Consider the following 24,437-nt stretch of genomic DNA (forward strand, 5'->3'; position numbering starts at 1 on the left):
GGGCGGGGGGGGGGGGGGGGGGGGGGGGGGGGGGGGGGGGGGGGGGGGGGGGGGGCGGGCCCCCGCGGGGGGGGGGGGGCCCCCCCCCCCCGGGGGGGCGCCCCCCCCCCCCCGGAGGGTGGTCAGGCCCTGGTGCGGCCGTTCGGAGTGGCCAGCGGTGTGTCCGAGAGGCCCAGCTCACCGGCTTTCTCGATCAGTTCCCTGAACCGGCCGGTGTTCTCGCCGCCCTGCTGCATCAGGCGCATCAGCAGCGCGGAGACCGTGAGGTTCTGCACATCGGCGGTGGAGACGGAGCCCAGGATCCGGCTCAGGTCGTCGGTGAAGCTCGCCGAGCCGTCCAGCCAGGGCCCGGCGAGGGCCTGCGCGGTCTCGGAGTGCCGGACGAAGCCGTCCACGCTCTTGCCGAGCGCGATCGAGGAGACCAGGCGGTCGAAGAACACCGACTCCCCGCCGACGATGTTGATGTCCGCGTTCTCCAGTCCGGTGGCGAGGACGGTGGCCTGTGCCTCGGCGACCTGCCGCTGCACGTCCAGTCCGGCGAGCCGGATGTCCTTCTCGGCCTCCAGCCGCAGCCGGTACTCCTCGTGGCCGCGGGACGCCTCGTCGAGGGCGGCCATCGCCGCCGCCTTCTCGGTGAGGCCGGCCGCCTCCGCGCGGAGCTTGCCGCTGATGGCCTCCGCGTCGGCGAGGGCCTTGGCCCGGGCCCCCTCGGCCTCCGCGCGCAGCCGGGCCTGGGTGGCCTCGGCCTCGGCGCGGCCCGCCTTCTCGATGACGTCGGCCTCCTTGTCGCGGACCTGGACGACGGCCAGCCCCTCGGCCGCGGACTCCGCCTGGACGCCCTCGGCCAGCCTCAGCTTGGCCCGTGCGTCGAGGTCGGCGGTCTTCAACCGGGCCTCGGCGAGGGTGATTTCCTCGGCGGCGCGGTGCGTGGCGGCCTGCTCGGCGGCCTCGGCGGCCTTGATGTCCTTGACCAGCTGCTCCTGCGCCTCGGCCTCCGCGGCGATGATCACGGCCTGCCGCTGCCGCTCCGCCTCCTCGACGGCCCGCAGCTTCAGAATCGACTCCTCCTGCTCGGCGACCGTACGGTCCACCGCGACCCGCTCCCGGATGACCTCGGCGATCTCCCGCTTCTCCGCCTCGACCTCCTTGTCGGCGGAGATCCTGGTCAGTTGGGTCTCCCGCTCGCGGGCGATGACCTCCAGCAGGCGGTCCTTCTCGATGCGCTCGCTCTCGACGGCGATGACCCGCTCGCGGTTCTTGGCGGCGACGGCGACCTCGCGGGCCTGGTTCTCGCGCTGCACGCCGAGCTGCTCCTCGGTGCGCAGGAAGGCGCTCTGCGCCCGCAGCCGCTCCTCCTCCACCACCCGTGCGGTCTCGGCCTCCTCGCGGGCCCGTACGGTCTCGATCTCCCGGCGCTGCTTGATCTCGGCGTCGGTCTGCCGGCGCTCCAGCTCCAGGATCGCCTCGCGGGCGTCGACGTCCTGCCGGGTGATCTCCTTCTGCTCGTTGCGCTGGGCCTCGTTGGTGCGGATGTGCTCCACGGCCGTCAGCTCGGTGATCTTGCGGATGCCCTGCGCGTCGAGGACGTTGCCCGGGTCGAGCTGGGTCAGCGGCGTCTGCTCCAGGTAGTCGATCGCCGCGTCCTCGAGGTGGTAGCCGTTCAGGTCGACGCCGATGACCTCGATGATCCGGTACCGCAGTTCCTCGCGCTTGGTGTAGAGGTCGGTGAAGTCCAGCTGCTTGCCGACGGTCTTCAGCGCCTCGGAGAACTTGGCGTGGAACAGTTCCTGGAGCGTGTCGCGGTCGCTGGCCCGCGCGGTGCCGACCGCCTGGGCGACCTTGATGACGTCCTCGGACGTCTTGTTGACCTTGACGAAGAACGTGATGCGGATGTCCGCGCGGATGTTGTCCCGGCAGATCAGGCCTTCCTTGCCGGCCCGGGTGATCTCGATGGTCTTCACCGAGATGTCCATCACCTCGGCCTTGTGCAGCACCGGCAGCACGACCGACCCGGTGAAGGTCACATCGACCCTGCGGGTCTTGGAGACGATCAGTGCCTTGCCCTGCTCCACCTTGCGGAACAGTTTGGAGACGACGAGCAGGCCGATGAGCATGAGCAGCAGGGCGACGCCGACGAGTACGGCGATGCCCACGGTGGCGGCATCCATGGGACACGTCCTCCTGGGCTGAAATGTGGTCAGAAGTCGGGTGGAGCGGTGCCTCGTCGATGAGGCGGACGAAGGTCCGGTGGAGGAGGAGACGGCGCAGCCGGCGCCGCGGTTCTGCGCCGGGCGCGGGCGGTTGCCGTCCGCGCCCGGCGGGCCCCCGCTCACCGTTCACCGCTCACGTCGGGGCGGCACCGCTCCCCTCCGGATCCCGGTGCCGGGCACCTGCCGGTGCCCGGCACCGGAACCATCCGCGGTGCTCCCCGCGGACCATGCTGCCTGCTCGGGACAAGCCCACGCATTGCCGGAATCCGGCAATATTCATTAGGGTCTTGATGCCGGTGTGACACAACCGACGCGTTAGGGAAGCGTCAAGAATCGGGGGGGAAGGCGTGACCGAACGGGCGATCCCGGAGCAGTATCTGGAAGGCTATGCCCGCATTCTGGCCGAGGTCGCGGCCACGGGCCGGCGCCTCACCCGGGACGAGATCGCCTCCCGGCGGGCCCTGGGGGAACGGGCCGCGGAGGCGGGCTTCGGTCTGCGCTCCCTCGTCAACGCGCATCTGTCCGGCGCCCTCGGGGCGTGGCCGCGCGGGGCGCACTCGGCCGACGGGGCCCTCGCGGCCGTACAGCAGGTCGTGGACGCGTTCGCCGAGGGGTACGAGCGGGCGCAGCGGATGGCGGTGCGTCAGGAGGAGGCCGCGCGGCGGGAGTTCATCGACGACCTGCTCTACGGCCGCAGCGATCTGGGGCGGCTGGCGGAACGCGCCGAGCGTTTCGGACTGCGGCTGTCCTACGAGCACGCGGTCGCCGTCGCCCGGGGCGCGGTCGCCTACGACGAGGGCGACCCGGTGCCGCGGCAGGTGGAGCGCGCGCTGATCTCCCGGTTCGGTGACCGCAGCATCCTGCTCACCACCAAGGACGGGCGGCTGCTGTGCATCGCGCCCGGACACCAGGGTGAGGTGCTCACGTACTTCGCCAAGCAGGCGCACGCCGCCACCGACGGCGGCCAGGTCGCCGTCGGGCGCCCGCAGTCGGGTCCCGGCGGTGTCGTCCAGTCCTACGAGGAGGCCCTGAGCTCCCTGGAGATAGCCGAGCGGCTGGGGCTCGACGAGCCGGTGCTGCACGCCGCCGACCTGCTCGTCTATCCCGTACTGGCCCGTGACCGCCAGGCGATGGCCGACCTGGTGCACAACACCCTGGGACCGCTGACCACGGCCCGCGGCGGTGCCGTGCCCCTCCTGGAGACGCTCACCGCGTACTTCGACTCCGGCTGTGTCGCCGCGGAGGCGGCCCGGCGGCTCTCGCTGAGCGTGCGCGCGCTGACGTACCGCCTGGAGCGCATCCACAAGCTCACCGGCGCCAACCCGTCGGACCCCTCCCACCGCTACATGCTCCAGACGGCGGTGATCGGCGCGCGCCTGCTGGACTGGCCCGCCGGCGAGCTGTGAGAGGGGACTCCCGGGTCAGCCCTGGACCAGGGTGATGTCCCGGTGCTCGACGGCATGGAAGACGGGCACCAGGAGGATGCCGCCGGGGCGCAGCTCCAGGAGGGTGGCCTCGACGTGGGCCCGGCCCGCCTCGAGGGCGTCGCCGGGCACGGTTCCGGTGTTCTGCCAGCGGTGCTCCTTGCCGTCGCACACCGCGCGGGTGCCGCCGACGGAGTAGTGGACGTCGGACGAGGGCCGGTTGACCGAGGAGCTGACGAAGACCGGTCCGTCGCCGCCGGAGCAGCGGTAGGTACCGGAGAGGGTGACGGAGCCGTCGGCCATCCGGCCCTCCTTGTCCACCGTCACGGACTCCGAGGGGGCGGAGGGGGCGGCCGACGCGGGCGCGGGGGCCGCCGCGGCGAAACCGAGCAGCAGCAGCGCGGAACCGGCCGCGACGCCGAGGACGGGGCGTACGGACATGGGGAACCTCCAGAAATGAGCGGAATGCGGGGTTCCACCAGTACCCGGCGCGGGGGTCCGGGGCCAGTCATCGTCACCCCTTCGGTGGCGAGTCGGCCCTGGCCGTCGGGAAACCGTCCCGGGATTGTCCGGGGGCTGTCACGTTTCCCTGCGGGCGGTTCCGACGCACGCGCGGCCCGGGCATGGTTTGTGCATACGACCCGTTCGGATCGTTCCACCTATGTGGAGGTGCGCCATGTGTGCCCACCGGATTTCCTGCCCCAGGACCAACGACTCCGCCGCACATGTGGTGGCCGCCCACCCCGAGCAGGGCTGGAGCCTGCTGTGCGACGGTGCCATCGTCTTCGACGACACCGGCGAGCTGCTCCCCGACGGCCGGGTGATCGCCCCGCACCGGGTCCCCGCCGACCGGCTCGCGATCGCCGCCTGAGCCGGTCCGCCCCTCAGGGCAGCAGGGCGAAGCCGTCGAGTTCGACCAGGGCCCGTTCGTCCCAGAGGCGGACCACCCCGACGACCGCCATCGCCGGGTAGTCGCGGCCGGCCAGTTCCCGCCAGATACGGCCGAGCGCGCGGGCGTGGGTGCGGTACGCGGCCACGTCGGTGGCGTAGACGGTGACGCGGGCCAGGTCGGCGGGGGTGCCGCCGGCCGCGCGCAGGGCGGTGAGAAGGTTGCCGAGGGCCCGCGTGAACTGTGCGGGCAGGGTGTCGCCGACCACTTCGCCGTCGGCGTCGAGAGCGGTCTGGCCGGCCAGGAACACCAGCCGGGAGCCGGTGGCGACGACGGCGTGGGAGAAGCCGGCCGGCGGGGAGAGTGCGGGCGGGTTGACGCGCTCGGCGGTCACCGGTCCTCCAGGTTCCTGTACAACTCCTTGGCGATGATGCCCCGTTGCACCTCGCTCGCCCCCTCGTAGACACGGGGTGCGCGGACCTCGCGGTAGAGGTGTTCGAGCAGGTGTCCGCGTTGCAGGGCGCGGGCTCCGTGGAGCTGGACGGCCCTGTCGACGACGTACTGCGCGGTCTCGGTGGCCAGCAGCTTCGCCATCGCGGAGCGCCGGGGGACGTCGGCGGCGCCCTCGTCGTACGCCGTCGCCGCCGCGTACACCATGAGCCGGGCCGACTCCGTGCGCAGGGCCATCTCGGCGACCTCGTGGGCGACGGTCTGCAGGTCCTTCAGCCTGCCGCCGAACGCGTCCCGCCGGGCGGTGTGGTCGAGGGTCGCGTCCAGGGCGGCCTGCGCCATCCCGACCGCGAAGGCGCCGACGCTGGGGCGGAACAGGTTGAGGGTGTCCATGGCGACCCGGAACCCCCGGTCGACCTCGCCGAGCACGTCGTCGGCGGTCACCGGTACGGCGTCGAAGGCGAGGGCGCCGATGGGGTGCGGGGAGAGCATGTCGAGGGCGGTCCCGGTGAGTCCGGGCCGGTCGGCGGGCACGAGGAAGGCGGTCACACCGCGCGCACCGGCACCGGGGGTGGTCCGGGCGAAGACGGTGTAGAGATCGGCCTCGGGGGCGTTGGAGATCCAGCACTTCTCCCCGGTGAGCCGCCACCCCCGTCCCGGGGCGGTGCCGGTGGCCGGCCGTGCCGTGAGGGACAGGGCCGCCGCGTCCGAGCCCGCGCCCGGCTCGCTCAGGGCGAAGGCCGCCACCGCGGCGCCGTCGGCCACCCGGGGGAGCCAGCGGGCGCGCTGGGCGGGGGTGCCGTGGGCGTGCACCGGGTGGGCGCCGAGGCCCTGGAGGGCCAGGGCGGTCTCCGCCTCGGTGCAGGCGTGGGCCAGGGACTCGCGCATCAGGCACAGGTCGAGGGCGCCCGAGGTGAACAGGCGGGACAGCAGGCCGAGGGCGCCGAGTTCGGCGAGGAGGGGGCGGTCGACCCGCCCGGGTTCACCCTTCTCGGCGAGTGGCCGCAGGCGTTCCGCGGCCAGTGCGCGCAGCTCGGCACACCAGGCGAGTTGTGCCGGTTCGAGCGAGAATGCGGTCATCGCCGGTCCCTTCCCTCGCCACTGGGCCACTCCCGAGGTTATCGCGGACCGTTGACTGTCGTCACCAACACGATACGCTCCTGATGCGAGCCCACCACGCCGAGGGGGCGAACCGTCATGAACCCACGGGCCACCGCGCACGTCGACACCTTCGCCCGCGACCGTCTCCCGCCACCCGACCAGTGGCCCGAGCTCCGCTTCGACCTGCCGGAGCTGCACTACCCCGACCGGCTGAACTGCGCCGCGGAGCTGCTGCACGGTCCGCCCGACGACCGCCCGGCGTTCCACACCCCCGACGGCGCCACCTGGACGTACGGCGAGCTGCGCGCCCGCGTGGACCGGCTCGCGCACCTCCTCACCGGCGACCTCGGGATCGTCCCCGGCAACCGGGTGCTGCTGCGCGGCCCCACCACCCCGTGGCTGGCCGCCTGCTGGCTGGCGGTGCTGAAGGCGGGCGCGATCGCCGTCACCGTGCTGGCCCAGCAGCGCCCGCACGAGCTGAGCACCATCTGCGAGATCGCCGAGGTCCACCACGCCCTGTGCGACATCAGGGCCGTCGACGACCTCGCCGAGGCCAGGATCCCGGACCTCTCCCTCACCACCTACGGCGGCGGCTCCCCCGGCGACCTGCTGAACCGCCCGGCGCCCACGACGCCGTACGAGGCCGTGCCGACCGCGGCCGACGACGTGGCGCTGATCGCCTTCACCTCCGGGACCACCGGACGCCCCAAGGGCTGCATGCACGTCCACCGGGACGTGCTCGCGATCGCGGACACCTTCTCCCGGCACGTGCTGAAGCCGGTCACGGACGACGTGTTCGCCGGCAGTCCCCCGTTGGGCTTCACCTTCGGACTCGGCGGCCTGGTGGTGTTCCCGCTGCGGGCCGGGGCGAGCGCGCTGCTCCTCGAACAGGCGCACCCCGCCCAGCTGTTGCCCGCGATCGCCGCGCACGGGGTGTCGGTGCTGTTCACCGCGCCCACCGCCTACCGCGCGATGCTCGCCGAACTCGACGGCCACGACGTCGCGTCGCTGCGCCGCTGCGTCTCGGCGGGCGAGAACCTGCCGGCCGCCACCTGGCGGGCCTGGCACGAGCGCACCGGGCTGCGGATCATCAACGGCATCGGCGCCACCGAACTGCTGCACATCTTCGTCTCCGCCGCCGACGAGGCGATCCGCCCCGGAACGACGGGGGTTCCGGTCCCCGGCTGGCAGGCGCGCGTGCAGGACGCCGACGGCGCGCCCCTGCCCGACGGGGAGCCGGGACTGCTCGCGGTGCGCGGTCCCGTCGGCTGCCGCTACCTCGCCGACCCGCGCCAGCGGGAGTACGTGCGCGGCGGCTGGAACATCACCGGCGACACCTACGTCCGCGACCCCGACGGCTACTTCCGGTATGTCGCCCGCGCCGACGACATGATCATCTCGGCCGGGTACAACATCGCGGGGCCCGAGGTCGAGGACGCCCTGCTGCGCCACCCGGACGTGGTGGAGACGGCGGTGGTCGGACGGCCGGACGAGGCGCGCGGGCAGGTCGTGGTGGCGTACACGGTCCTCGGGGAGGGCGCGGAACGCGACGCCGAGGCGCTGCGCGCCTTCGTGAAGTCCGAGCTCGCGCCGTACAAGTGCCCGCGGGAGATCGTGTTCATGGACGCCCTGCCCCGTACAGCCACCGGCAAGCTCCAGCGGTTCCGGCTGCGCGCTCCCACCGGGACGGGGGACGACCGCGCGTGATGCCGGGGAACCCCGCCATCCGTATACGACCTAAGATGATCAACGTGTCCGACCAGCAAGCCCCTCACGCTCCGAGATCCCTCATCGTCACGCTCTACGGCGCGTACGGCCGCTCCGTGCCGGGCCCGGTGCCCGTCGCCGAGCTGATCCGGCTGCTGGCCGCGGTCGGCGTGGACTCCCCGTCCGTCCGCTCCTCGGTGTCCCGGCTCAAACGGCGCGGCCTGCTCGTCCCCGCGCGCACCGACCAGGGCGCGGCCGGATACGAACTCTCCTCCGGTGCACGCCAGTTGCTCGACGACGGCGACCGGCGCGTGTACGCCACCGATCCGCCGCGGGACGAGGGCTGGGTGCTCGCCGTGTTCTCCGTCCCGGAGTCCGAACGGCAGAAGCGGCACGTCCTGCGCTCCCGGCTGTCCGGCCTCGGCTTCGGTACGGCGGCCCCCGGCGTGTGGATCGCCCCCGCCCGGCTGTACGAGGAGACCAGGCACACCCTGGAGCGCCTGCGCCTCGACGCCTACGTCGACTTCTTCCGCGGCGAGCACCTGGGCTTCGCGCCCACCGCGGAGGCCGTCGCCCGCTGGTGGGACCTGGCCGGGATCGCCGAGCAGCACGAGGCGTTCCTGGACCGGCACGCGCGGGTGCTGCGCGCCTGGGAGCGGCGCACGGACACCCCGCCCGAGGACGCCTACCACGACTACCTCCTCGCCCTGGACTCCTGGCGCCACCTCCCCTACGCCGACCCGGGCCTGCCCGCCGCCCTGCTCCCCGCCGACTGGCCGGGCATCCGCTCGGCGGCCGTCTTCCGCTCCCTGCACGAGCGGCTGCGGGACGCGGGGGCGGTGTTCGTGGGCCTGTAGCGGCCCGCGCGGCCCGGCTCCGCTCAGCCGCCCCTCAGCTCGTTCATCCGGTCTTCCCGTCCTCCTCGCCCGGCCTCCGTCGCGTCGTGAAGGGCGGACGGGGGAAGAGAGGACGGTTGCGCATGACCACCACGGCGAGGGCCTGTCGTTCGGATCGGGCCGGATCAGGGAGCGGGCTCCGGCGGCGTGCATCGCGAGGCGGAGGAGGGCGCCGGGCGGAGCCCTGGCAACCGACGGCAACGCGGCGAGGCCCGGCGGACGGGGCTCTTGCCGTCCGGGGTCAGCTCCCGAGGCCGAGACGGGGTCCGGGTGCGTCCGTGCGGCCGGTCCGGGGCCGTCTGCTGCCCGCCAGGTACGGTGCCGGCCAGACCGCGCCCGGCCCCTCGTAGCCCTGCTCGGCCGCCGCGTGGAGCGTCCAGTGGGGATCGTAGAGGTGCGGGCGGGCCAGTGCGCACAGGTCCGCGCGCCCGGCCAGGATCAGGGAGTTGACGTCGTCCCAGGAGGAGATCGCGCCGACCGCGATCACCGGGACGTCCGCCTCGTGCCGGATCCGGTCGGCGAACGGGGTCTGGTACGAGCGCCCGAACTCCGGTGTCTCGTCGGCGACGACCTGCCCGGTCGACACGTCGATCGCGTCGGCGCCGTGCGCGGCGAAGGCGCGGGCGATCGCGACCGCGTCGTCGGCCGTGGTGCCGCCCTCCGCCCAGTCGGTGGCGGAGATACGGACGGTCATCGGCCGGTCGCCGGGCCACACCGCGCGCACCGCGTCGAACACCTCCAGCGGGAAGCGGAGCCGTTTCTCCGGCGAGCCGCCGTAGGCGTCGGTGCGGTGGTTGGTGAGCGGGGAGAGGAAACCGGAGAGCAGGTAGCCGTGGGCGCAGTGCAGTTCGAGCAGGTCGAAACCGGCCCGTGCGGCCCGCACGGCGGCGGCCGTGAACTGTTCCCGCATGTCGGTGAGCTGGGCCCGGGACAGTTCGCGCGGCACCTGGCCGCCCGGCCGGTACGGCAGGGGCGAGGCGGCGACGAGGGGCCAGTTGCCGTCGTCGAGCGGCTCGTCCATGCCCTCCCACATCGGCTTGGTCGAGCCCTTGCGGCCGCTGTGGCCGAGCTGCACGCCGATCGCGGTGCCGGGCGCCCGCTCGTGCACGAAGCCGGTGATCCGCCGCCACGCCTCGGCCTGCCGGCCGGTGTAGAGGCCCGCGCAGCCGGGCGTGATGCGCCCCTCGGGGCTGACGCACACCATCTCGGTCATCACCAGTCCGGCTCCGCCCAGCGCGCGGGCGCCGAGGTGCACGAGGTGGAAGTCGCCGGGGACGCCGTCGGCCGCCGAGTACATGTCCATGGGCGAGACGACGACCCGGTTGCGCAGGGTCAGTCCGCGCATCCGGAACGGGGTGAACATCGGGGGCGTGCCGGGCGGACAGCCGAACTCGCGCTCCACGGACTCGGTGAAGCGGGCGTCGCGCAGCCGCAGGTTGTCGTGGGTGACGCGACGGCTGCGGGTGAGCAGGTTGAAGGCGAACCGGCGGGGCGGCTGGGCGAGGTGGAGGGACAGGTTCTCGAACCACTCCAGGCTGGCGCGGGCCGCGCGCTGGGTGGAGGCGACGACCGGCCGGCGCTCCGTCTCGTACGCGGCCAACGCGGCCTCCACCGAAGGCTGTTCGCCCAGACACGCGGCGAGCGCCAGCGCGTCCTCGACGGCGAGCTTGGTGCCGGAGCCGATGGAGAAGTGCGCGGTGTGGGCGGCGTCGCCGAGGAGCACGATGTTGCCGTGCGACCAGCGCTCGTTGACGACCGTGCGGAAGGTGGTCCACGCCGAGTTGCCGGACTTCAGCGGGCGCCCGCCGAGCGCGGCGGAGAAGATCTTGGCACAGCGCTCCACGGACTCCGTCTCGTCCATCTCGTCGAATCCGGCGGCGTGCCAGACCTCGTCGCGCATCTCGACGATCACGGTGGAGGCGTCGGTGGAGTAGGGGTATCCGTGCAGCTGCATCACGCCGTGCCCGGTCTCGACGATCTCGAAGCGGAAGGCGTCGAAGGGGAAGTCCGCGGCCAGCCAGATGTAGCGGCAGCGGTACGCGGTGATCCGGGGCCGGAAGACGTGGGCGAAGGTCTCGCGTGTGGTGCTGTGCACTCCGTCGGCGGCGACCACCAGGTCGTACGTCCGCGCCAGTCGGGCCGGATCGGGGGCCTCGGTGTGGAAGCGGAGGTCCACGCCGAGGGAGCGGCAGCGGTCGTGCAGGATCTCCAGGAGGCGGTGCCTGCCGAGGGCGGCGAAACCGTGTCCTCCGCAGGTGTGGAGGGTGCCCCGGTGGACGATGTCGATGTCGTCCCAGCGGGTGAAGTCCCTCTGCAGGGCCGCGTAGACCGTCGGGTCGGCGTGTTCGATGCCGCCGAGGGTCTCGTCCGAGAGGACGACGCCGAAGCCGAAGGTCCTGTCGGGGGGGTTGCGTTCCCAGAGGGTGACCTGGCGGTCGGGGGCGAGGCGTTTGAGCAACGCGGCGGTGTAGAGGCCGCCGGGGCCTCCGCCGATGATCGCGATGCGGCGGGGGCGGCTTTTCCTGCTGGGCGGCCGCGGGTCCGTCGTGGCTTGTCGCGCCCACGCGGCGGTAGCCGCAGGTTCGGAACAGCCCCGCGCCCCTGGAGGGGTCGCGGTCCCCTGAGTCGAGAGCATCCCCCTACCTCCCTCGCCACTTCGGCGGGCGCTTCTCCGTGAAGGCGGCGTGGAACTCCGCGTAGTCCTCGCCGTTCATCAGGAGGGCCTGCGTCGACGCGTCCAGTTCCACTGCTGCCGACAGGGGCATGTCCAGTTCGGCCGTGAGGAGGGCCTTGGTCTGGGCGTGGGCCAGGGCGGGGCCGTCGGCGAGGCGGCGGGCCAGGGTCCGGGCGGCCTCGTCCGCGCCGCCCTCGTCGGCCAGTGCGCTGATCAGGCCGATGCGTTCGGCCTCCGGCGCGCGCACCGTGTCGCCCAGCATCAGCAGCCGGGTGGCGTGGCCGAGACCGACCACGCGGGGCAGGAGGTACGCCGCGCCCATGTCGCCGCCCGACAGGCCGACCCGGGTGAAGAGGAAGGCGAAGCGGGCGCCGGGGTCGGCGACCCGGAAGTCGGCGGCCAGGGCGAGGACCGCGCCGGCGCCCGCCGCCACTCCGTGCACCGCGGCGATCACCGGGAACGGGCACTCCCGTACCGCCCGCACCACCTGGCCGGTCATCCGGTTGAAGTCGAGGAGCCGGGCGGTGTCCATCGAGAGGGTCGCGCCGATGATCTCGTCGACGTCGCCGCCGGAGCAGAAGCCGCGCCCCTCGCCGGCCAGCACCAGGGCCCGTACGGCCCGCTCCCGGGACAGCTCGGCGAGCAGGTCGCGCAGGTCGGCGTAGGCGCCGAAGGTGAGCGCGTTGAGCTTGTCGGGGCGGGCGAGGGTGACGGTGGCGACACCGTCGGCGAGATCGACGCGCAGATGCTCCCAGTGGGCGGTGCGGGCGGCGGAGCCGGTGAAGGGACTCATGAGGGCGGCCTCCTAGGGCGGGCACTGCGCTGCTCAGTGAGTTCTGCACCACGAAGTTATCACCCATTGGTGACTGTCGTCACGGGCACGCGATACGCCGTTCGGGCGCCGCCCCTGACGACGCCCGGGCGAAGGGCCACATCGGGTGCGCCGTACCATGGGCGGTCGAAAGCAGGAGCACCCGCTCCATGAACGGATCCGCTGTGCACGAACCTCCCGCCGCCTCCTGGCGCGTCGCGCTGCCGCACACCACCGCGGCGGTGCCCGTGGCCCGTGCGCTGGTCCGTACGGCGCTGGCCGAGCGGCAGCACTCCGCCGACTGCGACACGGCGGAGCTGCTGACGGCGGAGCTGGTGGCCAACGCCGTGGAGCACACCTCCGGGAGCACCCCGATAGAGCTGGTGGTGCGGCTGCTGCCGACCGGCTGCCAGGTCGAGGTGCACGACGCCGACCCGGAGCCGCCCGGCGACCTCACCCGTCCGGCCCGCGGTGTGCCCGACCCCTGGCAGGAGCACGGGCGGGGGCTGCTGCTGATCCGCACCCTGAGCTCGTCCTGCGGTCACCGCCCCACCGAGTCCGGCAAGGCGGTGTGGTTCCGGCTGCCGGGCCGGCGGCGCCCGGTCTGAGCGGGGCGCGGGGGCTCAGGCGAGGGTCGCGACCAGGACCGCCTTGATCGTGTGCATCCGGTTCTCCGCCTCGTCGAAGACGACCGAGTGCGCCGACTCGAAGACCTCGTCGGTCACCTCCAGGGAGGTGAGGCCGTGGGTCTCGAAGACGTCCCGGCCGACCTTGGTGCCGAGGTCGTGGAAGGCGGGCAGGCAGTGCAGGAACTTGACGTCCGGGTTGCGGGTGGCGCGCAGGACGTCCATGGTCACCGCGTACGGGGCGAGGGCCTTGATCCGCTCGCCCCAGACCTCCTTGGGCTCCCCCATGGAGACCCAGACGTCCGTGGCGACGAAGTCCGCGCCCGCGACGCCCTCGGCGACCTCCTCGGTGAGCGTGACGCGCGCCCCGCTCGAGGCGGCCAGCTCCCGCGCCCGGTCGACGATCTCCTGGGCGGGCCAGTAGGCCTTCGGGGCGACGATACGTACGTCCATGCCGAGCAGGGCCGCGGTCACGAGGTAGGAGTTGCCCATGTTGAAGCGTGCGTCGCCGAGGTAGGCGAAGGCGATGTCCGTGAGCGGCCTGTCGCTGTGCTCGGTCATCGTGAGCACGTCGGCGAGCATCTGGGTGGGGTGCCAGTCGTCGGTGAGCCCGTTGTAGACGGGCACCCCCGCGTACGCCGCGAGCTCCTCCACCTTGGCCTGGCTGTCGCCCCGGTACTCGATCCCGTCGTACATCCGGCCCAGGACCCGCGCGGTGTCCCTCACGGACTCCTTGTGGCCGATCTGCGAGCCGGACGGATCGAGGTACGTCGTCGAGGCGCCCTGGTCGGCGGCCGCCACCTCGAACGCGCAGCGCGTACGCGTCGAGGTCTTCTCGAAGATCAGCGCGATGTTCCTGCCCCGCAGGTACCGGTGCTCGGTCCCGGCCCGCTTGGCGGCCTTCAGTTCGGCGGCCAGCTCCAGCAGGCCGAGGAACTCCTGCGCGGTGAAGTCCAGCTCCTTGAGGAAGTGGCGGCCGGCGAGGGCGGTCGGGACAGTCGCCATGGGGCGCTCCAGGGATGGGGGACACGAATCCTTGGAAGTCTATACGAAGTTTTGTATTTCTATACGGAACTCTCCACCGCGTCTCGCTGGACGGGACAGCTCATGCAGCGCGGCCCGCCCCTGCCCCGGCCCAGTTCGCTGCCGGGGATCTCTATCACCTCGATGCCCTGCTTGCGCAGGTGCGTGTTGGTGGTGGCGTTCCGCTCGTAGGCGACGACGACGCCCGGTTCGACGGCCAGGACGTTGCAGCCGTCGTCCCACTGCTCGCGCTCGGCCGCGTGGACGTCCTGGGTGGCGGTCAGCACCCGGATCTCGCTGAGCCCCAGCGCGGCGGCGATCGCACGGTGCATGTGCTCCGGCGGATGGTCGGTGACCTTCAGCTCCTTGTCCCCCGCACCCGGTTCGATGGTGTACGAGCGGAGCATGCCGAGCCCCGCGTACTGGGTGAAGGTGTCGCCGTCGACCATCGTCATCACGGTGTCGAGGTGCATGAAGGCACGCCGCTTCGGCATGTCGAGGGCGACGATGGTCTCGGCGGAGCCGGCCGCGAACAGCTTGTGCGCGAGCATCTCCACCGCCTGCGGGGTGGTCCGCTCGCTCATCCCGATCAGCACCGCGCCCTTGCCGATGACCAGCACGTCCCCGCCCTCGATGGTGGACGGGTAGTCGGCCTGCCCCTGGGACCAGACGTGGAAGGGCTCCGCGCGGAACAGCGGATGGTGCCGGTAGATCGCCTCGAAGTGCACGGTCTCGCGCTGCCGGGCCGGCCAGCGCATCGCGTTGATGGCGACACCGTCGTAGATCCAGGCGGAGGTGTCGCGGGTGAAGAGGTGGTTGGGCAGCGGGCCGAGCAGGAAGTCGTCGAGCTCCATGGCGTGGAAGCGCACGGAGGTGGGCTCCGGGTGGGCGTCCAGGAACTCCCGCTTGGTCATACCGCCGATCAGCACCTCGGCGAGCTCGGGCGCCGGCAGGGTCTCGAACGCGGCCCGCAGGTGGTCGGTGGCCAGCGGGCCGTACTCCTTCTCGTCGAAGACGCGGTCCAGGACGAGCGCGCGGGCCGCCGGGACGTCCAGCGTCTCGGAGAGCAGGTCGCCGAAGAGGTGGACGGCGACGCCGCGGTCGCGCAGGACGTCGGCGAACCCGTCGTGCTCGGCGCGCGCCCGGCGCACCCAGAGCACGTCGTCGAAGAGCAGGGCGTCCTTGTTGCTGGGGGTGAGCCTTTTGAGCTCGAGATCGGGCCGGTGCAGGATGACACGGCGGAGCCGGCCGGCCTCGGAGTCGACGTGGTAGGTCATGCCTTTCATCCTGACCGTCCGGGCGCGTGTTCACCCCTGGCCCCGGGGTCCGGAAATCGGCTTCCGTCAGCCGTGGTGCCCCGGCCGGGGCATCTCGGGCCGGGCCGGCAGCCGCCGCGCCCCGGGGCCCCGTTCCGACGCGGCGCGGGCGACGATCCAGCCGGCGCGGAGGTGCGGGTCACCCGTGTCGCGGGCCAGGCCTTCGTCGTAGCCGACGAGCGCGGCGGCGGCGTTCCCGGCGGCGAGGTGTTCGTCGGGGGTGCGGGGGTCGGTGGGCGGGCCCAGCCGCTCGCCCATGCGGACAGGGCGAGGCGCCTGTCCTGCGACGGGGTCGGCTCCGCGGCGTGCTCGATCAGGAGGAGCGCGGGCGGCAGGCCGCCCGGCTGTACGTTCAGCTCCGTGACGTAGGTGAAGAGCCGGACCGGTGAGAGACCGGGCGGCAGGCCGAGGTGCAGGTCGCTCGCCGGCACGTTGCGCAGCGCGCCTGCGGGAAGAACACCCTGCACGGTGCGCAGGAGTGCCGAGGCGGTGTCCAGGTCCTGGTGGTCGAGGGGACCGGGCAATGGTTCGGTGTGCGTCTCGCCGGGCCCAGCAGTTCCTCGAACACGGTCGCGGCCACGGCCCCTTCGAAGACCCGCACGACGTCGACGAGCACCCGCTCCCCCGCGGGGACGCTCAACGCCGCGCGCACCAGCGCGACGACGTCCTCGCGCAGTTCGGTGCCGCGCAGGTCCACGTGCTGGTTGAGCTCTTCGGCCGGCATGCCGGCGAAGTACGTGCGCCCCGCCTGGTCCTCGAGGCAGCTCAGCCCGCACAGCGCCTCGGTCAGACGGAACAACAGATCCCTGGCCGGCGCGCCTCCCACCCGTCCAATCCCGACGCTGTCTCCACCGGCCTTCCCCCGCGAGCCGGTCCACCTGACGGACCAGCGAAGCCAGCACGTGAACTGCCGTGAACCAAGGGACGTTGACATACACCGGTCCGGTCCGGACAGGGCACGGAGTGCCCCGCCCGGACCGGTCGTGGCAGGCGCCCGCCCGCTACAGCCGCGGGTCCACCGGTTCCGATTCCAGGGCCAGTACGGCGAAGACCGGCTCGTGGACCCGCCACAGCGGCTCGCCCTCGGCGAGGCGGTCCAGGGCCTCCAGGCCGAGGGCGTACTCGCGCAGGGCGAGGGAGCGCTTGTGGTTGAGGAAGCGGTTGCGCAGGCGGGCCAGGTTCTCCGGGCGGGTGTACTCGGGGCCGTAGATGATCCGCAGGTACTCGCGGCCCCGGCACTTGATGCCGGGCTGCACCGGGCGGCCCTTCTCTCCCCCGCTCTCGGCTTCGCCCGAGCGGGGGGACCCCCATCGCACCAGTGCGCCGACCGGCTTGACGACCATGCCCTCGCCACCGCGTCCGGTCATCTCCAGCCACCAGTCGACACCGGCGCGTACGGACTCGGGGTCGGCCGTGTCGACGTAGAGGCGGCGGGTGGTCTGCAGCAGTCCGGTGGTGTCGTGCTCGACCATGCGGTCGATGAGGGCGAGCTGCTCGTCGTGGGGCAGGGCGGCGAGGCTCCGGCCCTGGACGGCGAGGATCTGGAACGGGGCCAGGCGGACGCCCTCCAGGCCGTCGGTGGTCCAGCAGTAGCGGCGGTACGCGTCGGTGAACGCCGATGCGGAGTCGGCGCGTTCGCGCTGGCGGCCGAGGAGGTCCCCGACGTCCACCCCGCGGGCCGCGGCGCCCTCCAGGGCGGCCAGGGCGCCCGGGAAGACCGCTCCGGAGGCGGCGCCGACCGCCGCGTACTGGGAGCGCAGCAGGCCGGACGCCTTCAGCGACCACGGCATGAGTTCGGCGTCCAGCAGCAGCCAGCCGGTGGCGAGTTCGTCCCAGAGGCCGGCCTCGGTGACGGCCGTGCGCAGCCTGCCGAGGATCTCCTCGGTGACGGAGGCGTCGTCGAAGAAGGGGCGGCCGGTACGGGTGTAGAGCGAGCCGGTCTCACCACCGGTGGTGCCGAAGCGCGCCGCGGCCACGTCGGCGTCGCGGCAGACCAGGGCGACCGCGCGGGAGCCCATGTGCTTCTCCTCGCACACGACCCGGGCGACGCCGTCCCCCGCGTACTGGGCGAACGCCTCGACCGGGTGCTCCAGATAACCGTCGAGGTGCGAGGTGGCGGTGGGCGCCATGGTCGGCGGGAGGTACGGCAGCAGGCGCGGGTCGATCGCGAAGCGGCTCATGACCTCCAGGGCCGCGGCGGCGTTCTCCTCGCGGATCGATATCCGGCCGTGGTGCCGGGTCTCGACGAAGCGGCGGCCGTACACGTCCGCCAGGTCCAGCGGACGGCCCTCGTGACCGCCCGGGGCCTCGGTGCGCAGCGGGCGGGCCGGCTCGTACCAGACCCGCTCGGCCGGTACGTCGACCAGTTCCCGCTCCGGCCAGCGCAGCGCGGTGAGCTTGCCGCCGAAGACGGCGCCGGTGTCCAGGCAGAGGGTGTTGTTCAGCCAGGTCGCCTCCGGGACGGGGGTGTGGCCGTAGACGACGGCCGCCCGGCCGCGGTAGTCCTCCGCCCACGGGTAGCGCACGGGCAGGCCGAACTCGTCGGTCTCGCCGGTGGTGTCGCCGTAGAGGGCGTGGCTGCGGACCCGGCCGGAGGTGCGGCCGTGGTACTTCTCCGGCAGACCGGCGTGGCAGACCACCAGTCCCCCGCCGTCGAGGACGTAGTGGCTGACCAGTCCGTCGATGAACTCCCGTACCTCGGCGCGGAACTCCTCGTCCTGCTCGTCCATCTGCTCGATGGTCTCGGCGAGTCCGTGGGTGTGCTGCACCTTGCGGCCCCTGAGGTAACGGCCGAACTTGTTCTCGTGGTTGCCGGGCACGCACAGCGCGTTGCCCGACTTCACCATGGCCATCACGCGGCGCAGTACGCCGGGGCTGTCCGGGCCGCGGTCGACGAGGTCGCCGACGAAGACGGCCGTGCGGCCCTCGGGGTGCACGCCGTCGACGTACCCCAGCTTGCCGAGCAGCGCCTCCAGCTCGGTCGCGCAGCCGTGGACGTCGCCGATGATGTCGAAGGGGCCGGTGAGGTGGGTGAGGTCGTTGAACCGCTTCTCGGTGACGACGCCGGCGTGCTCGATCTCCTCCACGCCGCGCAGGACGTGCACCTTGCGGAAGCCCTCGCGCTCCAGGTGACGCAGGGAGCGGCGGAGTTCGCGGGTGTGGCGCTGGATGACGCGGCGGGGCATGTCGGCGCGGTCGGTGCGGGCCGCGTTGCGCTCGGCGCACACCTGCTCGGGCACGTCGAGGACGATGGCGATGGGCAGCACGTCGTACTGCCTGGCCAGCTCGATCAGCTGCCGTCGGCCGTCCTGCTGCACGTTGGTCGCGTCGACGACGGTACGGCGGCCGGCGGCCAGCCGCTTGCCGGCGATGTAGTGCAGCACGTCGAAGGCGTCGCGGGACGCGCTCTGGTCGTTCTCGTCGTCGGCGACCAGACCGCGGCAGAAGTCGGAGGAGATGACCTCGGTGGGCTTGAAGTGGCGGCGGGCGAAGGTGGACTTGCCCGAGCCGGAGGCACCGACGAGCACCACGAGGGAGAGGTCGGTGACGGGCAGGGTGCGGCCCTGCCGCCGCGAGGTCTCGGTGGTGGTGGTCATGCGGCCTTCGCCTCCTTCACGGTGCCGGCCGTGAACACGGCCATCTGGGTGGGCGGTCCGACCTCGGGGTCGTCCGGTCCGACGGGCACGAACTCCACGGTGTAGCCGTGCCGTCCGGCCACCGTGGCCGCCCAGGCGCGGAACTCCTCGCGGGTCCACTCGAAGCGGTGGTCGCGGTGCCGGACATGGCCGGCCGGGAGGGTCTCCCAGCGCACGTTGTACTCGACGTTGGGGGTGGTCACGAGGACCGTGCGGGGGCGGGCGGCACCGAACACCGCGTACTCCAGGGCGGGCAGCCGGGGCAGGTCGAGGTGCTCGATCACCTCGCTGAGCACGGCGGCGTCATAACCCCCCAGCCGCTTGTCGGTGTACGCCAGTGACCCCTGGAAGAGCTGCACGCGCGCCGCCTGCCGCTCCCCCATGCGGTCCAGTTTCAGCCGCCGGGAGGCGATGGTGAGCGCCCGCATCGACACGTCGACGCCGACGATCTCGGTGAAGGACGGGTCCTTGAGCAGCGCCTGTACGAGCTGGCCCTGACCGCAGCCGAGGTCGAGCACCCGGGCGGCGCCGGACGCGCGGAGCGCGGCGAGGATCGCCTCCCGCCGCCGCACGGCGAGCGGGGTCGGCTTCTCCTCGGACTCCGTCTCCGCTTCCACGGCGTTGTCGATCTCCTCGACGTCGCTGTCGTCCGCCTCGGCCAGCCGGACCAGCTCCAGCCGTTCCATGGCCTGCCGGGTCAGCGACCAGCGGCGGGAGAGGTAGCGGCTGGTGATCAGCTTCTGCTCCGGGTGCCCGGACAGCCAGCCCTCACCGGCACGCAGCAGCTTGTCGACCTCGTCGGGCGAGACCCAGTAGTGCTTGGCGTCGTCGAGGACGGGGAGCAGCACGTAGAGGTGGCGCAGGGCCTCGGCGAGGGTGAGGGTCTCCGCCTCCAGGACCAGGCGCACGTACCGCGAGTCGCCCCACTCGGGGAACTCGGCGTCCAGGGCCACGGGCTCGGCGGTGACCGTCCAGCCGAGCGGCTCGAAGAGCCGGCGGACGAGTGCGGGGCCGCCGCGGGCGGGCAGCACGGGCACCTCGACGCGCAGGGGGCGCGGCTGTGCGGGAAGCTCCGGGCGGGCGGCGCACACACCGCGCATCGCGCTGGAGAAGACACCGCTCAGCGCGACGGCGAGCAGGGAGGACGCCGCGTACGGGCGGTCGTTGACGTACTGCGCGAGTGCCGCGTCGGGAGCGCCGCCACGGCCCTTGCCCTTGCCGCGCCGGACCAGTGCCACCGCGTCCACCTCCAGCAGCAGCGCCGCCGTGCAGCGCTCGGCGTCCGCCTCGGGGTAGAGGACGTGGGCCGTGCCGTAGGACGTGGAGAACGCCTGCGCCTTCTCGGGATGCTTGTGCAGCAGGAAACCGAGGTCGGTCGCCGGGCGCTCGGCCGAGCCGGTGGTACTGATCGTCAGAAACACGGTGGTTACACCTCGAAGAACCTTCTGAGCTGCGGGTACACGCCGGGTTCGGGCGCGTGGTGCCAACGTACCGGGAACCGTCGGGGATGCCCCGGGAATTTACCGGCGCATGCGGCGGGGCCGCCCGTTCCGTACGGACGGCCCCCTGTGGTGCCGCGTCCACCGCGGCCGGGACCGGACCTGGGCGGAGATCAGGTCCGGGTGGTCGAGGTCGTACATGTCCCGTGGAGATCACGATCCACGACCGGATCACCGGACGGGGTGGTTGCCGAGAAGACCGTCGACCAGGCCCTGGCCGCAGCACGGGCACCAGTCGAACGCGGCGTCGCCCGCCTGAGGACCTGGCGGATCCTCCGCAGATCCCGGTGCAGCCCCCACCGCATGACGTCAGTCACCAAGGCCGTCCTCACTCTGGAGCGGCAACGCCGAAGAAGCTCCATGGGCAAGCGGTGGACGTGAAGCAGGCGGTCCGGGCCGCTGAGCCACGGGCGCCTTGCGGGGCAGTCGTCGGACCACGACACCCAGTACACGGTCCGCGCGGAAGAGGCCCAGGGTCCGGGAGTCGACGCTGACCGCGGGATTGTCCCCGAGCAGCACAAGACGGCCGGCGGGCACCTGGCGGCTGCCCATGCCCTCCGTCACCGTCGCGAGGGAGTGCGGAACCGGATCTCCGGCGACGGCGGTCACCCGCTTGATGAGCCAGCGCCTCTCCGCCGGCCGGGCCACCGGTGGGCGGCCGTGTCCGCCCACCCGGCTCGTCCGGCCCGTGCGACACGCCGAAGCGTCCCGCGAAGGCTGCTCGACCACTACCGCTTCGCCGACCACCGGTGGCCGTCTGCGTACCAGGACCCGGTCCCTGTCCCGGTACGTGGGCAGCATGCTCGCCCCGTGGACGGTGACGATGACGAACCGGCGGCCCAGGAACAATCCGACGGCCACCGGCGCGCCGACCGTGAACGCCGCGGCAGCAGCCAGCCCGGCGAACACCAGGTCACCGGCGCACGTCCGAAGGACCGCACAGCTCCACAGGCCGAGCGAGACGGCGAGGAGCACCGTGCGGGCCCCGTACCGGCCACGCCACGGTCCGCGCGCGGAGGCACGCGACATCATGACGTCGCCGTCACCTCCTCCGTCCCGGCGGCGGGCCCGGCCCGGTAGCCGGCCGCCTGCAGGGTGAACATGCGGGCGTACTCACCACCAGCCGTCATGAGCGCCTCGTGATCCCCCAGCTCGGCGATTCTCCCCCGGTGCAGTACCGCTATCACGTCCGCTTCGCGCACCGCGCCCAGCCGATGCGAGATCAGCACACTGGTCCGGCCGGCCCGGTGCTCCCGGAGGGAGGTGTGGATCTCGTGCTCCGCTTGCGCGTCGAGCCCCGCGGAGGGTTCGTCGAGGATCATCAGATCGCACCGGTTACGGAGGAAGGCACGGGCCAGCGCGAGTCGCTGCGACTGACCGCCCGAGAGCACCACGCCGGTCACCGCGTCGGCCTTCTCGGACTCCATCATGAACACCCGGGACAGCAAGGTGTCGTAACCGTGAGGCAGCCCTTCCAGAACATCGTGGATCCCTGCCCTGCGTGCCGCCGCCCGCAGTCGGTCCCCGTCCTCCAGCGCCGTCAGATCCCCCAGGGCGATGTTCTCCGCCCCGGTGAGGTCGTAATGCATGAAGTCCTGGAAGACCGCGCCGATCCTGTGCCGGAGCTCGGCCGGGTCGGTGTCCCGGATGTCGACGCCGTCCCACAGCACGCAACCGCGGGTCGGATCGTAGAACCGGCAGATCAGCTTGATGAGCGTTGACTTCCCCGCGCCGTTGAGACCGACGAGGGCCAACGACGATCCGCAGGGAATCCGCAGGCTCACTCCCCGCAGGACCCACGGATGTGCCGGCGAATAGCGGAACCAGACATCGCGCAGCTCGATGGCTTCGGCCAAAGCGGGCAGACGGGCCGGCGACCGGGAGACCGGCAGATCAGGACCGGCCTGCACGACCCGCAAGTAGTGTCCGAAGAGCACCACCGACTGGTGGGCCGCGGCCACTTCGGCGGCGAGTACGGCCAGCGATGCCTGGGTCCCCGCGACCGCCGCGATGAAGACCGTGACGTCACCTACGGTCAGCCGCCCCGCGTGTGCCTCGTACACCGCCCAGACCAGGCCGCAGCCGGAGACCAGCGCGGAGAGGGCTCCCAGCCCGGTCTGCACCGACACCTCACGGTGTTCGACCGCTCGCCGGGCGGCATCGGAGACACGCCGTTCTGCGAGCATCCGGTCCCGCAGGAACCGGCCGGCCCCGAACAGCCGCACCTCCTTGGCCGCCTCCACACTGGACAGAAGACCGCTGTAGAACATCTCGCGCCGTTCCCGGGGGCCGATCCCCCATTCCATCCGGGCCCGGCGCCGCGACGACGCCAACTCGGCGGCGAGCGTCGGCAGGCCGGAAACCAGCACCAGGCCCGCCATCCAGGGGTTCAGCAGTACCAGCGTGGCCAGGAACCCGGTGATGGTGGTCGCCGCCCTCGCGACGCCCAGGATTCCGGTGACCGCCCGAGCGGGATTGCCGCCGCCGCCGTGCCGGGCGAGCCGGAGCCGGTCCAGGAACGCGGGATCCTCGAACCTGCCGAGCCCGACGAAGGTGTCGACAGCTGTGAAGAGCGAGCCCGTGGTGTGCAGGCCCACCCGGCGCTGCAGCCCGGTTCCGACGTACTGCCCCAGATGCGGAAGCACGGCCGCCACCACTCCCAGAGCGGTCAGGCCCAGCCCCCAGCCGATCAGCGCCGCCCTGTCGTGCGCGGTCAGAGCGTCGAGTGCCATCTTGGTGCACCACGCGAGCAGTACCGGCACCACACCCGCCGACAGTGCGAGCAGCACCTGCCAGACCAGGAGCCAGGGAGCCGCCCGCGCCACGTGCCGGCAGACGGCCACGGTCCGGTACGTCATGGAGTGCCTGCCGGGACCGGCTTCCGGACCGGCGAAGTCGTCGGGCACGCCGGCCGGCGCCGGTGCGCCGGCGCCGGCGGTGACGTTCATGCGGCGGACGGGAGGGCAGAGGATCCGCCGATGCCGAGCCCGGCTTCCTCGGAGGTGACCACCAGCCCTCCGTCCCGGCCGTGCCCGACCTGGAGAACAGTCGGGAAAGCCTGCACCCGGAAAGCCGAGTTCAGCGCTCCGTCCGGTTCCTCGACCACCACGCTCGCCACCGGAGTCAGCAGGTCCGCGAAAGGCGCCGCCGCCGCGGCGTCCCCCACGACCACCGCCACCACCTGCCGCTCCCCCATCGGGAGGGTCCTCGCGTACGCGGCGAATTTCGGCACCTTCTCCTCACACGGCCCGCACGTGGGGGAGAAGAACGCCACCACGGTGCCGTCCGGCAGTCCGGCGGGCGTCAGTTCCCTTCCGTTCCGCGCGGTGACGCGGAAATCGCCCACCGTCTCACCCACCCTCAGGGCCGTCCCGTCCCGCCGACCGGCGGGACGGGAGGCGAGCTGTTGCGTGTGCTCCCTCAGCCGCTTGATCACGCCGAGGGTGAGCAGCAGGTCGATCGTGCAGAGGATGCCGACGAAGATCACGGCTGCTACGAGGAATGGCATGACGAATCCTTGTATCGGTGGACGGTGCGAGGCGGTGTGCGAGGACCTCTTCAGTGACAGGGCGGGGAAGGGCGGCGCTCCCGGCGGCGAACAGGGAGACGATGTCGTCGAGCATCACGATCAGCGCGGCGCCGACCACTCCCGCCGCCACGGCGACGACAGCCCCGGCCGGCCTCACGCCGCCGGTCGGGAACGGGGCGAGCGCGGATGTCACCGACGCTGTCACCGCGAGCACTGTCAGGCCGGCGTTCCGCAGGAGGTGACGCGCACCCACAACGGCGTCGGCGGAACCGAAGCAGCGGCAGCGGGCATCCGTGCCCCGACCCAGCACCAGGGCGATGCCGCCCGTGAACACGGAAAGGAGCACAGCGGCCGCCATGAGACCGACGGCAGCCGCATGCCGGACGGGCAGAACCAGCGTGAGGCAGACCAGCGCCTCCGCGGTGACGACAGCGGCCGCGACGGGCCGTACGAGTTCGGCGGGAAGAAGCCTCATGCCGTGGAGCGACCGGCAGAACGACGAGAAGGCCCCGGCCCCGGCGACCTTGCCGACGACCGCCGCCAGAAAGACCACACACAGCAGACAACGCACTGCCAGCAGCACGTACTGCATCGGCAACTCCCGCATTCAGGAAAGCTTTCGGCGTCTGAGGTCGGGCGGGTGCCCC

General features: G+C 72.6%; 21 protein-coding genes and 1 pseudogene. 6 read left to right on the top strand and 16 right to left on the bottom strand.

Annotation, left to right across the window (positions count from 1 at the left end; genetic code table 11):
- Positions 1–122: 122 nt before the first annotated feature.
- Positions 123–2,168, bottom strand: a complete 2,046-nt coding sequence (locus tag ACH4VX_RS19065) for a flotillin family protein (RefSeq protein WP_398368557.1) — start codon at positions 2,166–2,168, stop codon at positions 123–125.
- 389 nt (positions 2,169–2,557) lie between these two features.
- Between ACH4VX_RS19065 and ACH4VX_RS19070 the strand changes: the two genes are divergently transcribed.
- Positions 2,558–3,616 carry a PucR family transcriptional regulator gene (locus tag ACH4VX_RS19070; protein WP_398368558.1) on the top strand — a complete coding sequence of 353 codons (1,059 nt, stop codon included), beginning with the start codon at positions 2,558–2,560 and terminating at the stop codon, positions 3,614–3,616.
- A 15-nt stretch (positions 3,617–3,631) separates the two neighbouring features.
- On the opposite strand, the gene ACH4VX_RS19075 is transcribed toward ACH4VX_RS19070, so the two are convergent.
- Positions 3,632–4,075 carry a DUF6299 family protein gene (locus tag ACH4VX_RS19075; RefSeq protein ID WP_398368559.1) on the bottom strand — a complete coding sequence of 148 codons (444 nt, stop codon included), beginning with the start codon at positions 4,073–4,075 and terminating at the stop codon, positions 3,632–3,634.
- 235 nt (positions 4,076–4,310) lie between these two features.
- On the opposite strand from ACH4VX_RS19075, the gene ACH4VX_RS19080 reads away from it, so the two are divergent.
- Positions 4,311–4,505, top strand: a complete 195-nt coding sequence (locus tag ACH4VX_RS19080) for a DUF5999 family protein (protein WP_398368560.1) — start codon at positions 4,311–4,313, stop codon at positions 4,503–4,505.
- A 13-nt stretch (positions 4,506–4,518) separates the two neighbouring features.
- Here the strand turns inward: ACH4VX_RS19080 and ACH4VX_RS19085 are convergent, their stop codons facing one another.
- A complete protein-coding gene (locus tag ACH4VX_RS19085; RefSeq protein ID WP_398368561.1) occupies positions 4,519–4,917 on the bottom strand; it encodes a RidA family protein in 399 nt (132 codons plus the stop codon).
- Positions 4,914–6,053 carry an acyl-CoA dehydrogenase family protein gene (locus tag ACH4VX_RS19090; protein ID WP_398368562.1) on the bottom strand — a complete coding sequence of 380 codons (1,140 nt, stop codon included), beginning with the start codon at positions 6,051–6,053 and terminating at the stop codon, positions 4,914–4,916. Before ACH4VX_RS19090 ends, ACH4VX_RS19085 begins: the two co-directional genes overlap by 4 nt.
- A gap of 117 nt (positions 6,054–6,170) precedes the next feature.
- Between ACH4VX_RS19090 and ACH4VX_RS19095 the strand changes: the two genes are divergently transcribed.
- A complete protein-coding gene (locus ACH4VX_RS19095; RefSeq protein WP_398368563.1) occupies positions 6,171–7,781 on the top strand; it encodes an AMP-binding protein in 1,611 nt (536 codons plus the stop codon).
- A gap of 35 nt (positions 7,782–7,816) precedes the next feature.
- Positions 7,817–8,638: a PaaX family transcriptional regulator C-terminal domain-containing protein gene (locus ACH4VX_RS19100; RefSeq protein ID WP_398368564.1), complete on the top strand. Its 822-nt coding sequence runs from the start codon at positions 7,817–7,819 to the stop codon at positions 8,636–8,638.
- Positions 8,639–8,918: 280 nt separating this feature from the next.
- Here ACH4VX_RS19100 and ACH4VX_RS19105 read toward each other — a convergent pair whose 3' ends face one another.
- Both ACH4VX_RS19105 and ACH4VX_RS19110 read right to left on the bottom strand, forming a co-directional pair.
- Entirely contained in the window at positions 8,919–11,312 is a 2,394-nt protein-coding gene (locus ACH4VX_RS19105; protein WP_398368565.1) for a bifunctional salicylyl-CoA 5-hydroxylase/oxidoreductase, read from the bottom strand.
- A gap of 4 nt (positions 11,313–11,316) precedes the next feature.
- Positions 11,317–12,144: an enoyl-CoA hydratase family protein gene (locus ACH4VX_RS19110; RefSeq protein ID WP_398368566.1), complete on the bottom strand. Its 828-nt coding sequence runs from the start codon at positions 12,142–12,144 to the stop codon at positions 11,317–11,319.
- 188 nt (positions 12,145–12,332) lie between these two features.
- On the opposite strand from ACH4VX_RS19110, the gene ACH4VX_RS19115 reads away from it, so the two are divergent.
- Positions 12,333–12,770, top strand: a complete 438-nt coding sequence (locus ACH4VX_RS19115; protein WP_398368567.1) for an ATP-binding protein — start codon at positions 12,333–12,335, stop codon at positions 12,768–12,770.
- 15 nt (positions 12,771–12,785) lie between these two features.
- Here ACH4VX_RS19115 and argF read toward each other — a convergent pair whose 3' ends face one another.
- From argF to ACH4VX_RS19145, 6 genes are all read right to left on the bottom strand, one after another.
- A complete protein-coding gene (gene argF / locus ACH4VX_RS19120; RefSeq protein ID WP_398368568.1) occupies positions 12,786–13,793 on the bottom strand; it encodes an ornithine carbamoyltransferase in 1,008 nt (335 codons plus the stop codon).
- 59 nt (positions 13,794–13,852) lie between these two features.
- Entirely contained in the window at positions 13,853–15,088 is a 1,236-nt protein-coding gene (locus ACH4VX_RS19125; protein WP_398368569.1) for an arginine deiminase, read from the bottom strand.
- 5 nt (positions 15,089–15,093) lie between these two features.
- Positions 15,094–15,594: a hypothetical protein gene (locus ACH4VX_RS19130; protein WP_398368570.1), complete on the bottom strand. Its 501-nt coding sequence runs from the start codon at positions 15,592–15,594 to the stop codon at positions 15,094–15,096.
- Complete coding sequence (locus ACH4VX_RS19135) at positions 15,480–15,926, bottom strand: hypothetical protein (protein ID WP_398368571.1); 447 nt, start codon at positions 15,924–15,926, stop codon at positions 15,480–15,482. The genes ACH4VX_RS19130 and ACH4VX_RS19135 overlap by 115 nt, the downstream gene beginning before the upstream one ends.
- Positions 15,927–16,128: 202 nt before the next feature.
- Positions 16,129–18,723: a polynucleotide kinase-phosphatase gene (locus ACH4VX_RS19140; protein ID WP_398368572.1), complete on the bottom strand. Its 2,595-nt coding sequence runs from the start codon at positions 18,721–18,723 to the stop codon at positions 16,129–16,131.
- On the bottom strand, positions 18,720–20,183 hold the full coding sequence (locus tag ACH4VX_RS19145; protein ID WP_398368573.1) for a 3' terminal RNA ribose 2'-O-methyltransferase Hen1: 1,464 nt from the start codon (positions 20,181–20,183) through the stop codon (positions 18,720–18,722). Before ACH4VX_RS19145 ends, ACH4VX_RS19140 begins: the two co-directional genes overlap by 4 nt.
- Before the next feature lie 267 nt (positions 20,184–20,450).
- Here ACH4VX_RS19145 and ACH4VX_RS19150 point away from each other — a divergent pair.
- Positions 20,451–20,642 (top strand): annotated as a pseudogene (locus ACH4VX_RS19150) (hypothetical protein); the annotation flags it as partial.
- Here ACH4VX_RS19150 and ACH4VX_RS19155 read toward each other — a convergent pair.
- From ACH4VX_RS19155 to ACH4VX_RS19170, 4 genes are read right to left on the bottom strand one after another with little or no spacing between them, the layout of a single operon-like run.
- Positions 20,571–21,293 carry a S26 family signal peptidase gene (locus ACH4VX_RS19155; RefSeq protein ID WP_398368574.1) on the bottom strand — a complete coding sequence of 241 codons (723 nt, stop codon included), beginning with the start codon at positions 21,291–21,293 and terminating at the stop codon, positions 20,571–20,573. The pseudogene ACH4VX_RS19150 and the gene ACH4VX_RS19155 sit on opposite strands and share 72 nt — an antisense overlap.
- The gene (locus tag ACH4VX_RS19160; RefSeq protein ID WP_398368575.1) at positions 21,290–23,209 is read right to left on the bottom strand and encodes an ABC transporter ATP-binding protein; all 1,920 of its coding nucleotides are present in this window, start codon (positions 23,207–23,209) and stop codon (positions 21,290–21,292) included. Before ACH4VX_RS19160 ends, ACH4VX_RS19155 begins: the two co-directional genes overlap by 4 nt.
- Positions 23,206–23,721 carry a TlpA family protein disulfide reductase gene (locus ACH4VX_RS19165; protein ID WP_398368644.1) on the bottom strand — a complete coding sequence of 172 codons (516 nt, stop codon included), beginning with the start codon at positions 23,719–23,721 and terminating at the stop codon, positions 23,206–23,208. Before ACH4VX_RS19165 ends, ACH4VX_RS19160 begins: the two co-directional genes overlap by 4 nt.
- Positions 23,612–24,397, bottom strand: coding sequence for a MauE/DoxX family redox-associated membrane protein (locus ACH4VX_RS19170; protein WP_398368576.1), 786 nt, complete (start codon positions 24,395–24,397; stop codon positions 23,612–23,614). Before ACH4VX_RS19170 ends, ACH4VX_RS19165 begins: the two co-directional genes overlap by 110 nt.
- Positions 24,398–24,437: the final 40 nt, after the last annotated feature.

It is taken from the genome of Streptomyces sp. NPDC020731, from assembly GCF_044334705.1.
GTDB lineage: Bacteria > Actinomycetota > Actinomycetes > Streptomycetales > Streptomycetaceae > Streptomyces.